This window comes from Bifidobacterium hapali (genome assembly GCF_002259755.1).
Lineage (GTDB): Bacteria > Actinomycetota > Actinomycetes > Actinomycetales > Bifidobacteriaceae > Bifidobacterium > Bifidobacterium hapali.
This window is the reverse complement of record NZ_MWWY01000025.1, coordinates 95,760-111,076: the sequence shown is the minus strand read 5'-3', so window position 1 is coordinate 111,076 and position 15,317 is coordinate 95,760. Positions and strand designations below refer to the sequence as shown.

General features: G+C 50.5%; 17 protein-coding genes. 2 read left to right on the top strand and 15 right to left on the bottom strand.

Annotated features, from left to right (window positions below; all coding sequences use genetic code 11):
• The first annotated feature begins 65 nt into the window (after positions 1-65).
• Positions 66-785 carry an HAD hydrolase-like protein gene (locus BHAP_RS06635; protein ID WP_094729947.1) on the top strand — a complete coding sequence of 240 codons (720 nt, stop codon included), beginning with the start codon at positions 66-68 and terminating at the stop codon, positions 783-785.
• A gap of 204 nt (positions 786-989) precedes the next feature.
• On the opposite strand, the gene BHAP_RS06630 is transcribed toward BHAP_RS06635, so the two are convergent.
• The 13 genes from BHAP_RS06630 to BHAP_RS06570 form a co-directional block, all read right to left on the bottom strand.
• Positions 990-1,361, bottom strand: a complete 372-nt coding sequence (locus BHAP_RS06630; protein WP_094729946.1) for a hypothetical protein — start codon at positions 1,359-1,361, stop codon at positions 990-992.
• A gap of 23 nt (positions 1,362-1,384) precedes the next feature.
• Entirely contained in the window at positions 1,385-1,978 is a 594-nt protein-coding gene (locus tag BHAP_RS06625) for a MerR family transcriptional regulator (RefSeq protein ID WP_094729945.1), read from the bottom strand.
• Positions 1,979-2,030: 52 nt separating this feature from the next.
• On the bottom strand, positions 2,031-2,468 hold the full coding sequence (locus BHAP_RS06620; protein WP_094729944.1) for an FHA domain-containing protein: 438 nt from the start codon (positions 2,466-2,468) through the stop codon (positions 2,031-2,033).
• Positions 2,469-2,483: 15 nt separating this feature from the next.
• Complete coding sequence (locus BHAP_RS06615; protein WP_094729943.1) at positions 2,484-3,317, bottom strand: DUF881 domain-containing protein; 834 nt, start codon at positions 3,315-3,317, stop codon at positions 2,484-2,486.
• A gap of 2 nt (positions 3,318-3,319) precedes the next feature.
• Entirely contained in the window at positions 3,320-3,652 is a 333-nt protein-coding gene (locus BHAP_RS06610) for a small basic family protein (RefSeq protein WP_094729942.1), read from the bottom strand.
• 2 nt (positions 3,653-3,654) lie between these two features.
• Entirely contained in the window at positions 3,655-4,695 is a 1,041-nt protein-coding gene (locus BHAP_RS06605; protein ID WP_094729941.1) for a DUF881 domain-containing protein, read from the bottom strand.
• Between the two features lie 3 nt (positions 4,696-4,698).
• A complete protein-coding gene (locus BHAP_RS06600) occupies positions 4,699-5,337 on the bottom strand; it encodes a CDP-alcohol phosphatidyltransferase family protein (RefSeq protein ID WP_094729940.1) in 639 nt (212 codons plus the stop codon).
• A 13-nt stretch (positions 5,338-5,350) separates the two neighbouring features.
• Positions 5,351-6,202, bottom strand: a complete 852-nt coding sequence (hisG, locus tag BHAP_RS06595) for an ATP phosphoribosyltransferase (RefSeq protein ID WP_094729939.1) — start codon at positions 6,200-6,202, stop codon at positions 5,351-5,353.
• Between the two features lie 92 nt (positions 6,203-6,294).
• Complete coding sequence (locus BHAP_RS06590; protein WP_094729938.1) at positions 6,295-6,558, bottom strand: phosphoribosyl-ATP diphosphatase; 264 nt, start codon at positions 6,556-6,558, stop codon at positions 6,295-6,297.
• 46 nt (positions 6,559-6,604) lie between these two features.
• Positions 6,605-7,270, bottom strand: coding sequence for a ribulose-phosphate 3-epimerase (rpe, locus tag BHAP_RS06585; RefSeq protein ID WP_094729937.1), 666 nt, complete (start codon positions 7,268-7,270; stop codon positions 6,605-6,607).
• Between the two features lie 78 nt (positions 7,271-7,348).
• On the bottom strand, positions 7,349-8,320 hold the full coding sequence (lgt, locus tag BHAP_RS06580; protein WP_094729936.1) for a prolipoprotein diacylglyceryl transferase: 972 nt from the start codon (positions 8,318-8,320) through the stop codon (positions 7,349-7,351).
• A gap of 10 nt (positions 8,321-8,330) precedes the next feature.
• Positions 8,331-9,200 carry a tryptophan synthase subunit alpha gene (gene trpA, locus BHAP_RS06575; RefSeq protein ID WP_094729935.1) on the bottom strand — a complete coding sequence of 290 codons (870 nt, stop codon included), beginning with the start codon at positions 9,198-9,200 and terminating at the stop codon, positions 8,331-8,333.
• Positions 9,201-9,244: 44 nt separating this feature from the next.
• A complete protein-coding gene (locus BHAP_RS06570; protein WP_094729934.1) occupies positions 9,245-11,332 on the bottom strand; it encodes a bifunctional indole-3-glycerol phosphate synthase/tryptophan synthase subunit beta in 2,088 nt (695 codons plus the stop codon).
• A 537-nt stretch (positions 11,333-11,869) separates the two neighbouring features.
• Here BHAP_RS06570 and BHAP_RS06565 point away from each other — a divergent pair.
• On the top strand, positions 11,870-13,201 hold the full coding sequence (locus tag BHAP_RS06565; RefSeq protein ID WP_094729933.1) for an MFS transporter: 1,332 nt from the start codon (positions 11,870-11,872) through the stop codon (positions 13,199-13,201).
• 75 nt (positions 13,202-13,276) lie between these two features.
• Here BHAP_RS06565 and BHAP_RS06560 read toward each other — a convergent pair whose 3' ends face one another.
• Together BHAP_RS06560 and BHAP_RS06555 are read right to left on the bottom strand one after the other, a co-directional pair.
• Complete coding sequence (locus tag BHAP_RS06560; protein ID WP_094729932.1) at positions 13,277-14,605, bottom strand: sensor histidine kinase; 1,329 nt, start codon at positions 14,603-14,605, stop codon at positions 13,277-13,279.
• Entirely contained in the window at positions 14,602-15,294 is a 693-nt protein-coding gene (locus BHAP_RS06555) for a LuxR C-terminal-related transcriptional regulator (RefSeq protein WP_094729931.1), read from the bottom strand. The genes BHAP_RS06560 and BHAP_RS06555 overlap by 4 nt, the downstream gene beginning before the upstream one ends.
• Between the last annotated feature and the right edge of the window lie 23 nt (positions 15,295-15,317).

Sequence of the window (15,317 nt, the reverse complement as noted above, 5' to 3'; positions counted from 1 at the left end):
CATAATAGTAGCCGTTTGCAACCGTGGTGTTGCGCATTGTCCAATCCGAATAGGGGAGAGAACCAATGACTCAGAACCATCCGATGAATGTTGTGCTACTTGATTTGGACGGCACACTCACCCAGTCGCATTTTGGTATTATTGCATGTGTTGTTAAAGCGTTTGAAGAGCTCGGCATGCCTGTTCCAGATGATGCGGAACTTCATCGGTTTATCGGACCGGCAATTCAGGAGTCGATGGCTCGTAATGGGGTACCAGCGGATCGTCTTGACGAGGCGGTAACTATTTACCGCAGATATTACGCTGACGAGAACGTATTTGATGATCCCAATAATCCCGGTCATCTCGTTCCGGGACGTTTGTATAACCGCGTATATGACGGTATACCTGAGCAATTGGCTGCATTGCGCAAGGCTGGTTATTATCTTGCGGTTGCTACCTGCAAGCCTGAATATCAGGCGGTACCGATTTGTGACCATTTCCATTTAACTGACATGGTTGACGGTATTTATGGTGCCAGCCGTGACAATTCTCGTCTTGATAAAGATCAAGTTATCCGCTACGCATTTGAACGGATTGGATTCGACGCGGCAGCTGGCGATCGCGCGTTGATGGTCGGTGACCGTTGGACGGACGCCGATGGAGCTGCAGCGTGTGGACTCGATTGTCTCGGCTGTGGCTGGGGTTATTCCGAACCTGGCGAACTCAAGCAGCATGGATGTTATCGGATAATTGATCATGTTGACGAATTAACGGATGCTGTCAAACAATATTTTGCCCAGTAACATTGCATGAATCTTGTGATTGTGCGCTGTGTGCAGTTGTGATAACCATACAGCGCACAACTGGCATTTTCGTTGCGATAGATAATTGCTGATATTGAAGGCACAATACATATGGGATCAATGCATATCGGTTATTATCCGATAATGTACGTTATGTCAGATTTGATATAGAAGAACTCCATTACCACTTTTGCCTATACTCCTTCACCCACGCTTGCGTCGCAGCACTCGATCAACTTGCGTATGTTCAGCACGTTTGGACTGCACAAACATCAGCAGCCACTCGATAATAATCATGACAATGGAAATAATCGCACCAATGATCTGATACTGGTCGTACCACGCTAACATACGCGAATCAAGATCATCTTGCAGCAAGATCAGCACCATAAACGGCACTGCACAGAGCACGACGGAACATACCTGTGCATAGATTACGTTCCAACTCACCAGTTCAACGTCAGGATGCCGTTCTCGAGACAACAATCGCCCTCGAATCACACATAACACACACACTGCGCCAGCCCATAATAATGAACCTATCCACAGTATGAGCGGCAACAGGTCAACGATCATAGTGGTCTTCTCCCCCGCTGCCCTCAGATCTCTTGTCGTTCAGCACGTTGTGCTTTACGAGCCGCCAACTGTTTGCGCATACGCATCGCTGTTAACTCATCAATCGGACGACGTGCACTCATCGACATCGGCGTAGTGGTCAGATCAACATAGTCCTCATGTTCCAACGCGTTAGCGATCTGGTGCCATAACGAACTGACTGACACAGCAAATACTGCTGTACCGCTGCGTAGCAAATCGAGCATTTGTTCGCTGGTTGTACATTCGTGCACATGTTGGCCATCGCACATAATGGTCACATTCTCCAGCTGGCTTGTCGTGCGTTGAGACAGGAACCCAATTGCAGCCGTCACATTTTGTAAATTAACGCCTGCATCAAGTAACCGTTTTGACACCGCTAGAATTACCACATCTTTAAATGAATACAGTCGACGTGACCCGGAGCCGTGTGACGGTGTAATAGATGGTTCAACGATTTGTTTGCGTGCCCAATAGTCCAGTTGCCGGTACGTAATACCGGCAACCTTTGAGGCGACAGTTCCACGGTATCCGCGTGTTGCATCCTGCTCTTCTTGAGTGGCAAACAGCTCGCCCTGAATCGCCTGCCGTGCACCCATCGCCTGCTCCCCTTGCGAACGTTATCTTGACTATCGAACAAATAATCGCATGTCAGGCAATAACGGCCGATTTAGTGAAGAACACGAGACGGAATTTACCGATCATGATCTCATCGCCATTATGCAAGGTAGCTCGGTCCACACGCTGTCGATTGACATACGTTCCGTTCAAGCTGCCAGCATCGACAACCTCGAACGTGTTGCCTATACGCCGGAAAACTGCATGTGAACGAGACACGGTGGAATCGTCAAGTAGGATATCGGCGCGCGGATCGCGGCCAACCGTGATCTCATCCTCGTCAAGCAGGTAACGCGAACCAGATACCGCGCCACGCGTAGAAATAAGCAGTGCTGTACCATCAGACAGACGCGCGATCGTATCGAGATCTTCCTGCGTGAGCGGGCGATCCCCGGCGGTCGTAATCGGGATAGTAATAGCGGGTAGACCGATGATGGTCGTCTCGCCCGCGGTTGGAATCGGATTAGTCATAACTCCCCATTGTACCTATTCTGCTGGCGTTGCGTATTGATATTGCTGGGCCTGCCGAATTTCATCAATATGAATTTCGTCTTCAGTGGTCACTGTGACATCTGAACCATACTTGACTTTGAGGCGAGAACCAACACCACCTGCGATATTCACTGCGTTTGCCAACGCTTGTGGATCGCCGATTGCTTTGATGACATACGGCGTGTCTAATGCTGTGCCGTCGCAAATGAGACTGCCATCTGTTGACTCGCTAATGTATGTCGAGGTAACTACACGTACCGGGCCAATCGCAATCACTTCGGCGCCTGCGTTGCGTAATTCTTCGAGAAGTGTGAACATAGTAGATGCATCTACATCCGCCTTCGTACCTTGCGTAATGCGGATAGTAACGCCCTGTCCTTGAGCTGCAAGTCTGCCGGATAGGATGCCGTTCGTCTCCTCATTCTGCTTAGCGATCTTTTGAGCGGCAGCTTGCTTATCAGCTGTAGCCTTGAGCGAGTTGAGCTGACTCGTTAACTCACTTTTACGCTGCTCAAGACTTTGTACTTGATTGCTCGTCTCGTTAATTAAGCGCACGAGTTCATCTTCGCTCATTGTTTCGTACGTTGATTTTGTATTGTTGATCTGAATCATGTATGCGAACGACAGTAGAGCACACATGACGGTGACCAACACGCTAGTAAGTAATCGCATGCGTGTCGTGTTCGCGTTAAGCGAACGCTTCCCGTTGCGGCGTTTACGTATTACTGGAAACGAACCAGTTTCAGTATGATCATTCGCTGTATCCTGCACATGTTGTACGTGCAGTTTAGTGAGCACATCTTGCGGTTGCCGTCTACGTCGTGCCATCGTCAGCCTTTGAAGATGAAGCGTCGAATGGCAGACACATTCGAGAAGATGCGGATACCGAGTACGACGATAACAGCAGTTTGTAGCTGGGAACCGACGCCTAACTGATTACCAAGGAATACGAGCAGCGTTGCCGTAACAACGTTGGAGATAAACGAGATCACAAACACTTTATCGGAGAAGCTACGTTCAAAATAAGCACGAGCAGCACCGAGCAGTGCGTCAAGTGCTGCAACCACCATAATGGGCAGATACGGCTGCAACACGATAGGAATGGCTGGTTTGACAAACAAGCCAACAACTACGCCAATAATAAGGCCAAGAACTGCCGCCATCGCTACTCGCCCTTTCTCGTGTAGGAAAGATTGCCTATAGACGCTGCTTCCAGTGTAAGTGATCGTGATTTCGACACCTGCGGATATATACCAGCATCTGACAGAGAGTCATATAGCTGAGGCTGTTGTTTGGCACTGACAGCTTCAGCCAGCGCAGACCGCTCGCCAATCGCCTCAATCCGATATGGGCTTTGCACGGGGTTGACTCCCACCATAATGGTTTGTCCAGCGGTGCGAATTGATGTTTGCACTCCGATGCGGTATCCGTTAATAGCAATGGCTTCAGCACCAGAACGCCATAATAGCGATACAAAGAGTTGCAAATCGAGGTCACTAACTAGTCGTATTTGAGCGGCGGTGGTATCGCGATGATATGTGCCATCAGATGACGATGTGTCTGAGGCAATCGGGTTAGCGAGAGTAAGCGTAATGCCCTCTCCTTTTACTCTCGACAATCCGTTAGTCATTTCATCTTGTACTAATGTGTCGCTTTGTGTGATGTCACCAAGTTGCTTTGATTGATTGGTCACTTGACTTTGCAGGTCAGAAACATCGCTGTTGAGCGTATCAACCTGTGCGTTGAGTTCTTCCAACTCGCTGGCCCAGTTTTGACGAACTGCTTTGCGTGGATCAGTATGCAACTGTTGGACAAACAAGCAACTGTAAAATCCAACAATGACACACAGTATAAACACACTGACACGTGTGATGTACCGCTCCCATGCAGGTACATTGCGTTGCGTAGCGAGACGAGAATCAGAAAACAACGGGTCCATTGGACGATTGGTCAAATCGTCCAACAATTGCAACGAACCATCATGCGCTTTGCGCCGATGACGACGGGATGCTTGCCCAACATCAGCAGACAGTGAAGCATGATGTGAGATGATTCCTGCGATCGAATCCGAGAACACTGCACGTCGACGTACAGAAGCTGACTCTTCATTTACTGGAAATGACTCTGGAAGAGCCTGCTGCTGTACGTCGCTACTGTCAGACAATGGCTGTGCAGACGATGCAAAAATTCTCGGATTATTGTCCATCAACTATGCGGCCTCGCCATCTGTTGTGCGCATGCCATATGAACCGTCGGAGCGTATCAGACTGATTCCCTGACGTAGATAAATATATCCGGCGAGCCAATATAAGCCAATACCCCAAATGCCAGCAGCCAATGCTGCTAAATGCAACAGGTCGACAAGTGGATTTACCCAAATATCGCAGAAAATCAGTGCAGTAATGGAAATCATGAGCATCGCTGTGCCGGCTTTACCAACAAAATTCACGGGCAAAGGACCATAATCATGCTGAGCAAGCCACAATACCTCGATGCCCATCATAAGATCACGCAGTCCGACGATGATAATCATCCACCACGGAATAATGCCAGCAATACCAAGCGCGAGAACGCTACAGAGAATCAGTAAACGATCAGCTATTGGATCGAGAATCTGACCGACTTTGCTTACTTGATTCAGCAGTCGCGCGAGAATACCGTCAACGCCATCCGAAATTGCGGAAATTGCGAGCACAATCAGTGCCTCGATCATGTGATGATGAGACACTAACCCAGCAATGATCGGAATGGAGATAATGCGTAACAAACTGATCATGTTTGGCACGGTCAGAAAAATGTCACGCGCTTCCGGACTGTACTTCTTACTGAACTTGCGTTTGAAATCCATGTGATCAGTGAAACTACATTCTCGAAGCTTGCAAGGCGGTTACAATAATGCCGCGTGCACCGACTTCGTACAGCTGGTCCATGAGTTGATTGACTTTGGCTTTAGGCACCATAACACGTACTGCATTCCACTGCTTGTCGTGCAACGGAGAAATTGTCGGGCTTTCAAAGCCTGGCGTAACATCCACTGCTGCCGCAACCTTAGCAACCGGAATATCGTAATCCATAAGCACATACCGTTGCGCAGTGAGCACACCTTGCAGGCGACGGGAGAACTTCACCAGTCGATCATCATGCTCATCAAGGCGAGGAGAACGAATCAGCACGGCCTGAGAGTGCAGAATCGGATCAGCGAAAATACGCAAACCTGCGTTGCGCAATGTGGTACCAGTCGATACCACATCAGCAATGAGATCAGCTACGCCAAGCTGTACCGAGGATTCTACGGCACCATCGAGGTGAATTGTCTCTGCTTCAATATTGTGCTCGGCTAGGTAATCGTGAACAATCTTGTCAAACGAGGTTGCCACTCGCTTGCCACGAATATCTTCGAGTGTGCTAATGGGAGAGTCATTCGGCGCAGCAAAACGGAATGTTGACGCGCCGAAGCCGAGCTCCATATGCTCTTTAGCTTCTGTACCCGAATTGAGGAGCAGATCATGGCCGGTGATACCGACATCAATCGTGCCACGGCCAACATATACGGCAATATCGAGTGGACGCAGATAGAACAGTTCAATGTCGTTATCCGGATCCTCAACGACAAGCTGTCGTGGGTTGGAACGTAAACGATATCCGGCTTCTGCAAGCATGTTCCAAGCCGGCTCAGACAGCATGCCTTTATTGGGTACAGCGATACGTAACATATGGTTTCCTCTCCCCTCATGCGCCGCCGAATTGCGGAAGGTTATTACCGGTTAGCGTTATATAGGCGGCACATGGTGATAGTGACAATCAATTACAGGTTTTTGTAGATGTCCTCAAGCGTGATGCCACGATCGATCATCATGACCTGCAGATGGTAAATGAGTTGGCTCATTTCTTCAGCAGTGCGCTCAGCGCCCTCATACTCGGCTGCAATCCAAGTCTCCCCTGCTTCCTCAACAATCTTCTTGCCGATGAAGTGGGTACCTTTAGCAAGCTCATCTACAGTAAGTGAACCAGCTTGCTTCGTAGCTGCCTTTTCGCTTAACTCAGCGAACAGCGATTCAAAAGTCTTCATGATGCGTATACCTTTACGTATGCTCGTACCGTATTCACGGGGTTTGTCAGGCGCGGAATGCAGCCTCAGCCTTATCGCGGATGTCGTCAATAGCTTGTGCCGGGTTTTCAGCACCGTATACTGCAGAACCAGCTACGAGCACATCAGCACCAGCCTCGGCTACAATGTGAGCAGTCTTAGGGCTGACACCACCATCAACCTGAATGTGAGTGTTCAGGCCGCGGCGGGTGATTTCATCGCGTAGACGACGTACCTTGGCCATCTGGTTGTCAAGGAACTTCTGGCCGCCAAAACCAGGCTCAACAGTCATGACAAGAATCATGTCAAACTCATCGAGAATATCGAAAATCGGTTCAACAGGTTCAGCCGGACGAACCGCAAAGCAAGCCTTGCAACCCATATCGCGCAGCTGACGAGCAAGGCGCACTGGCGCGTGCGTGGCACCCATGTGGAAGGAAACAGAAGCAGCGCCGAGCTTGGCATATTCAGGAGCCCAACGATCCGGGTCTTCGATCATCAGGTGCACGTCAACCGGCAGATCGGTGACTTGGCAAATACGGCCGACGATCGGCTCGCCAAGCGTTAGGTTTGGAACAAAATGATGGTCCATTACATCAACGTGTACAAGATCAGCGTTGGCAATAGCCTTGAGATCACGCTCAAGGTTGCAGAAATCGGCGGACAGGATGCTAGGTGCGATTTGAATTGTCATGACTGCCATTCTATGTAGTCTAAGCGACGAGCGTAGGCACGAAGTCACGCCCGTCGCAGTTATTTACCGATTGTTTGTTTAATTGCGAATGTCAGGTTCACGAGGCTGAACATTTTGATTGTTCTGATCGTTCTGCTCGTGAGAACGTCCTTCAGCGATCGACTGCCGTTCAAGTTCATCAGCAGTAACTGCCACGAGATTTTCAGACAGTTTGCGAGTATCACTGCCAAAACGCCACAATACGACAAAGAGAATGCAGCCGAGCAGGAAACACAGAATTGCAGTCCACACGTTGATACGCAAACCGAGAATAATCGTCGAATAATTGATACGGATCATCTCAATCCACGTACGACCTAAGCCGTACCACATCAAGTACATTGCAAACTGTTGTCCAGCTTTGAGTACGCCCCACAGCTTGTGTCCGAGCCATACGATAATCGCTGCACCGATGAGGTTCCAGATCATCTCGTATAGGAAGGTCGGATGAAACAGTGTGCCAGTTGGGCATGCTTGACCGTTGTAGCAGATTTCAGTCTTGCCGATTGCGTCTGCATCGTTGAGTTTCAAGCCCCACGGTAAGGTGGTTGGTGCGCCGTACAGCTCCTGATTAAACCAGTTGCCGAGACGTCCAATTGCTTGCGCAACCATAAGTGCTGGCGCGATTGAATCAGCTAACAGTGCAAACGGATAACGCTTGTGTCGGCACCATAAGAATGCGGCCAACGCGCCGACGGAAATACCGCCGAAAATCGCCATGCCACCTTCCCATACTTTGAGAATATTGATCAAAGATCCGGTTGGAGGAAAGTACTGATCAGGCGTGGTAATGCAGTGATATAAACGGGCGCCAACAAGACCGCTCGGCACGGCAACCAGCGTAGTATCTAGCACTTGATCGAATGTGCCGCCGAGTCGCTTCCAACGTTTCGTGAGGATCGCCACGGCGACACAGATACCGATCAGAATGCAGATCGCGTACATGCGAATGGTCACCGGTCCGATTTGGAAGTATGAGAACGTCGGTGATGGAATGTAAGCCAAGTTCATAGGATTCACATTAACGCGCGTTATGGATGCCGTCGGCGAGGGACTCCGCTTTAGCTGCCAGATCCTTGAGTGCTTCGGCGGGATCTTTCGCAGTTTTGTTGTCCTCGTTCAGCAGCGTATGAACCAGTGCAGAACCGACGATTACGCCGTCCGCATATGCGCCTACCTTTGCACCTTGCTCCGGCGTAGACACGCCGATGCCGACGCAAACATTCTGCGCGCCTGCCTTGCGGGTACGTTCCACCAGCAGTTCAGGCGACGCATCCAGCTGTGCGCGTTCACCGGTAACACCCATGCGAGCGGCAGCGTAGACAAATCCGCGCGCATTGCGAGCTACGGTTTGCAGTCGTTCATCGGCCGAATCTGGAGAGACAAGGAAAATACGGTCGAGGCCATGACGGTCGGAAGCCTCAATCCACTCCCCTGCTTCATCCGGGATGAGATCAGGAGTGATAAGTCCAGCGCCACCAGCGTTTTCAAAATCGGTAGCGAATCGTTCCACGCCATAATGGTAAATAAGATTCCAGTAGCTCATCACCAGCGGTACACCGCCTGCATTCGCTACGGTTTCTACCGCTTCAAACACACGCTTAATGGTTTCACCATTCTTGAGTGCAATGGACGAAGCAGCCTGAATAACCGGACCGTCCATAACCGGGTCAGAGTATGGTAAGCCGATTTCTACAGCGTCAACACCGTGCTCGACCATCGTTTTGAATGCATCAAGCGAGATGTCAGGGTTAGGGAACCCGTACGGCAAGTATCCAATGAATGCAGGCTTGTTCGCTGCTTTGAACGTGGCGAACATTGCTTCTGTTTGGCTAGGCTTGTGGCTGATGCCAAGCGGCTGACCGGACGGTGTTGTTACGGTATTGGTCATGATGTATTGTTCTCCTACTCACATTTCTTTACAGATGCCGATAGTCACGCCACGGTATTGCCGTGTGCGCCAGTCACATCAAGAGCCTTAGCTTGATCGTCAGTCAAATAACCGAACCACTTGCCGGCTGTAGCCATATCCTTGTCACCGCGGCCAGAAATGTTAATGATCATTACTGCTTTGTCGTATCCCTTAGCTTTGAGATCAGCAGCAGCCTTGTACGCACCCGCAACCGCGTGTGAACTTTCGATGGCAGGAATAATGCCTTCAGTTTGGCTCAGATCACGGAATGCGTTCATCGCCTCTTCGTCGGTAGCCCAGCTGTAGTTCACACGGCCAATATCCTTCAGCCACGCGTGCTCTGGGCCTACCGAAGCGTAGTCAAGACCTGCGGAAATAGAATACGTATCAAGCGTCTGGCCCTCATCAGTTTCGAGCAGATAACTCTTCGCACCTTGGAACATACCAAGCTGACCGGTACCGGGAGCGAATCGAATGGCATGTTTACCTGATTCAGGACCGTTTCCACCAGCTTCATATCCGTAGAGGTTGACGCGTTCGTCGTCAAGGAACGCGTTCATTACGCCGATAGCATTTGAACCACCACCGACGCAAGCGCATACTGCGTCCGGATGGTCAATGCCATACCAGTCTTGCAGCTGTTGCTTGGCTTCCTCACCGATAATCTTCTGGAAGTCACGCACCATTGCAGGGAATGGGTGCGGACCAGCAACAGTACCGAGCAGGTAATGCGTGTCTTTAACATTGGTTACCCAATCACGCAGAGCCTCGTTAATAGCATCCTTCAAAATCTTGTCACCGAGCGTAACTTCAACTACTTCAGCGCCGAGCATGCGCATACGCGCCACGTTAAGGGCTTGGCGTCGCGCGTCGATCTGACCCATATAGATGCGGCACTTGAGGCCAAGCATTGCGCACACTGTTGCGGTAGCCACGCCATGCTGGCCAGCACCAGTTTCAGCGATCACACGAGTCTTGCCCATGCGCTTGACCAGTAGAGCTTGGCCGAGCGCATTGTTGATCTTGTGCGCACCCGTGTGGTTAAGATCCTCGCGCTTCAAGAAAATACGAGCGTCAAGGCCAGTTTTGTCTTTGACAAGCTGCGCGAAACGTGGCGCTTCAGTCAATGGGCTTGGACGACCAACGTATCGCTGCTGCAAGGTCATGAATTCCTTGTGGAACTCGGGATCAGCTTTGGCTTCGTTGTACACGCGTTCAAGTTCATCCAACGCGGTGATCAGAGCCTCAGGCACATAGCGGCCGCCGAACTGACCCCAGTACGGTCCTTGATGCTCACTTAACGGGGTGGTTTCGGATGCTTTCACTTGTGCTCCTGCCTTTACTAGTCGTTCTACTGCAAGTTCATGATCATCAGCCGTGGCAACGCCCTCGCCTACCAGCACTGCGTCCGCACCGGCTCGACCATAGTCTTCAACCTCGGTCGCACCAAAGACGCCGGACTCTGCCACCTTAATAACGTCATCAGGTAGATCGGCGGCCAACTCATTGTATTTATTCACGTCCACCTTGAGATTCTTCAGGTTGCGTGCGTTGATGCCGATTACTTTAGCCCCAGCTTTGCGAGCGCGTTCGATTTCCTCGCGGGTGTGGGTTTCTACGAGTACGGTCATGTTCAGTTCGTGTGCAAGGTCAAGCAGATGCTTGAGTTTGGTATCGTCTAATGCTGCAACGATGAGCAGTACGATATCAGCACCGTGTGCGCGTGCTTCCCAAATCTGGTAGTCGGTGACGATGAAGTCTTTGCGGAGCAATGGGATATGTACGGCGGCACGAACCTTGTCGAAATCTTCGAGACTGCCAAGGAATCGTCGACCTTCGGTGAGTACTGAAATAGCGCTTGCACCGCCTTTTTCGTATTCGCGAGCGAGTGCGGCTGGGTCAGGAATGTCACTCAAATGGCCTTTGGACGGCGAGGCGCGTTTTATTTCTGCAATTACTGGGATACCGTCAGCGCGCTTGAGCCACGCACAAGCGTCGATCGGGGCTTGAGCCGCTAGTGCGGCTTTTTTCACATCCTCTAGCGATACGGTGCGTTCGCGGGTTTGCTGGTCTTCCAGTGCGCCCGCCACCAGTTCGTCCAAAATCGACATGATCCTCCCTTTGTTGACGGTCGATCATGCGTTACTCTAAGCTACTTACTAGCCAAAATGCTTGTCGTGTCCTACATTCTGGGCGTTGTATTCATAGGTTTACTTGTATGTACGTTGTATTGACGCGCTATGTATTAAGCGTTGTGCGCGTGTTGTGGTGAATACTCATGTTATAGTGATTAGCGAATAATAGTTAAGAACAGTAGTAGCGACGATGCTTCTGTTGGACATATCTGTTGAACATAGTGATGTGGCTTCAGGTGTCGTGGCTCATACCGTAAACAAGGATCGTTTATGTTCATCGTGGTGGAATCGTTTGCATACGATTAATTGGATTGGTTGAACATCTCGCCTATCCATTGTCATTGTTGCGTCCCGTGCATACTGCGGTCGTAACACATTGTTATGCACATATTCCACGTATGTGATTCTGCACAATCCTCGTAGCAGCAAGTACATAGTAAGAATTTTTATGCCATTTATGTAGTGTGCTTGCTGAAGGTTTGATTGTGCTGAATCGTATTGAAACGAGTCATCATGAACGCTAGTAATCCTTCGTATACAACAGATCAAGATCAATCAATCGCACATTCAACACAGCCACGCTCATTATGGCAGTGTCGTGATTACCGTAACTGGTTTGCCGCTGACACTACCGACGTGTGCGCGGTCAGTTTGTTCACGTTCACTATTCCACTTATCGCCCTAGCACTTTCCGGTTCACCGTTCGTTGCTGGTCTGCTCGTTACGCTGTCGTCAACGATTGAGCTCATCCTCATGTCGTTTGGTGGAGCGATTGCTGACCGGCATGATCGGCGTCTGCTGATGATTGCACTAGGTGTGATCGGGTTGGGATTATCTACTATTGCAACAGGACTGCTTACCACCAACACGATGACTACAGTTATATTTGCTGTGTTTGTCGTCTTATTCGCAGTCATGCATGGATTATTGGGACCATCTAACGATGCCATACTCAAATCGATCGTGCCAATGGATCGGTTTGCAACAGCACAAGCGATACGCGAAGCACGAGAATCGTGCGTGGAACTCTTCGGTGGCGTACTTGGTGGGTTTCTCTACCAGCTCGCCCGATGGATGCCATTCCTCGCGTCAGCAGTCCTGTATGGTATTGCGGCAATCACAGCGATACGACTGCCGAAGCGGACTACTGTGCGCACGGCCGATCATGGTGATAGCACCGACATCGCAGATGATGCAACGGCCGATCGTCAGCCATCGTTCTTCACCCAGTTTATTGAAGGATGGCAGTGGACGTTAACTCGTCCTACTATTCTGGCGGCTATCATACAAGGTGCAATTATTAATATCGCTTGTATCGGCAGTATCGTCGGCGTGCAGATTATGCTTGCTGCTCGCGGCACGGATGCTGTTCTTATCGGACTGGTCGGTACCGTTACCGGTATTGCTGCGCTTGCAGGATCGCTGGCTGCAGGATGGTTGGTCGACCATATTCCTACCGGAATAATCATCATAGTGACATTTGCGGTGATGACTGTTGCTATGATTCCGCTGCTGTTTACGACCTCTTATATCGTGATCGTGATATGCATGTCATTGACTACGATACTGTTTCCCGCGCTGAACGCAGGTGAGCTTGGATTCATGTACGGTCGCACGCCCGAAGATAAGCAAGGGCGCGTCTCTACCGTATTTGAGACAACCGTTGGCATACCTGCAGCGCTTACGCCAGCGTTCATCGGATGGCTGCTACAAACTCCCGGACTCGGATTCCGCGCGGTCATGATTGTGGTGGTTGTATGTTCGATGATTGGGCTAGTGCTTGCGTGCGTTACCCGGACACGTCACATTCCGCTGCCAAGCCAGTGGGAGCACGTTGACCTGTGATTGACTAGCGAGAAGTAATCGGCGACTGCGAGCGCATCACACAAAGCCATGTACATGAGACAAATGTTTAATCGTTCACGCACATGGAATTTGCGCTTGCAGCTGCCATATACCTTCACTCGTCGTATGACGTAGCGAACCGCCGAGATGGTGGATGAACGCGGCTTTGGTATGTAATCCCATGCCTATGCTCATAGTCTTGCGTTGCTCTACGTGCGCATCGTGCGCATCAGAAAAAGCTCGAACCTGATTATGCGAAGTCAAGGTCACTTGTGTGCCATCGAAATCAAGATGAATATCGCATACCGTGTGAGGTTGCGCATGTTTGGCGATGTTGTTACCGACTTCATCAATGAGATCATGGAGTGCATTGACTGAAACAATGCGATATTGCTGTGGCAGTATGCCGTTAAGGGCAGTGTCAACAGTAAATCCGAGTGCTTCGAGTCTACGCGACACGTCAGTAAGATGATCGCGTATCACGGCAGTCTCACCAGCCGGATCGCCAGCAGCAGTATCATCAACATTGTCTGCGGAAGACTCAGCAGCATCGGCAGTATTTTGAACCGAGCAATACCCGTTGAGAATACCGATAACATCGCGAGTCTCATCCAACACATCCTGTACAACGCCAGACAAATCAGCCAATTCTGTACGCACCGCAACGCAATCTGGCTGACTGTCATGCCATTGGGCCTGATCATTATCCATACGCAAGATAAGGTATGCCAGACGATTAGTAATACGATCGTGAATACGCGTAGCCGCGATCGTACGTCGCTCCTGCTCACGCATAGCAATACGACGTTGCTGCAATTCGCGTTCAACAGCTTGCGCACGATCAAGCCGCTGCTTCCACGCCATTAGCAATCCCGCTACCGCAGCTGCAGGAAGTACTAATAACACGCCAGCAGCTAACGGTGTGTCAGGTGGTGACAAAACGCCAATCACAACACCTGCCGTCCACGCAAGCATTTGCACGGTAACGGCAATAGCACTATGCCTCGTGTGGTGACGGGCCGCAAGCATGCTAGCAATCGCAACTGGTATTGCCATAAGATTCACGCCATGAGTCAACAATGGCACCAGACAAGCGGCGACCCACAACATCGTATTCACATATATGCTGATCAGAGGATGCCAGTATGCAATCGCAGCCAGTGCGCAAGCGGCAACAATCACCAGCGCAACTGGTATAGTGATCACTCCGGCAATCAACGCCGCACCATCGAACATCACCGTAAGCCCTGTACCAGCAGCGATGATAGCGATAATCGCATAGTTCATAACCGTGCTATCAGCAAACGTCGTACTGTGACCTGCTGTTTCGTCACGCAGATCGCAGCAATTGCTCACAAGGTTGTTCATAGCATCGTCAGATTTGCGGCTGTTCGTGCAACTCATAGCAATCCCCTGCGCTCGCAAATGGCAATAAGGTTGGTGCGGTTGCGAGCGCCGAGTTTGTTGCATGCTCGTTTGATGTAGGTGGTGACGGTGTATCGGCTTAAGGCGAGTGATTGTGAGATTTCGTCGGTTTCCATGCCGTTGGCGAGCATGCGGATGATTTGTAGTTCGCGTTCTGATGGCAGGTTCTCGCTGGTGTCGATGGTGCCGGTGGTGTCGTGAGTAACAGGGTTGGCGGTGTTCGCAGTGTTGTTGACGTTGTGAAAGGTGATGCCGGCCACTGGTGATGGGCTGGCGTGGCCTTGTGCGGCTTGTTGGATGGCTTGTTCCATGCCGGGTAGGTCGGTTTTTGACACGATGGCTTGTGCGCCTGTTGCGGCGGTTTGTGCTGCGTAGGTTTGCAGGGTGAATGAGGTAATGCAGACGACTCCAAGAGGAATACCAGCGGTGCGTATGCGGTGGCATATTTCGGTGCCGGGTATGGGTTCCATCGATAGGTCAACGAGGAGTACGTTGGGTCGTGTGTGTGGGTCGAGGCATAGGTCGATGGCGTGATTGCCGTTTTCGACGGTCCATGCGACGGTTATACCGTTCATACGGTTGAGTAGTGTGCGCAGAGCAGCGAGTGTAAGCGTGTCATTGTCGACTATGCCTACGGTGATTGGTGTTTCGCTTGTATTGGTCTGCATGTGTTCTATTATGCGCTGTTTAT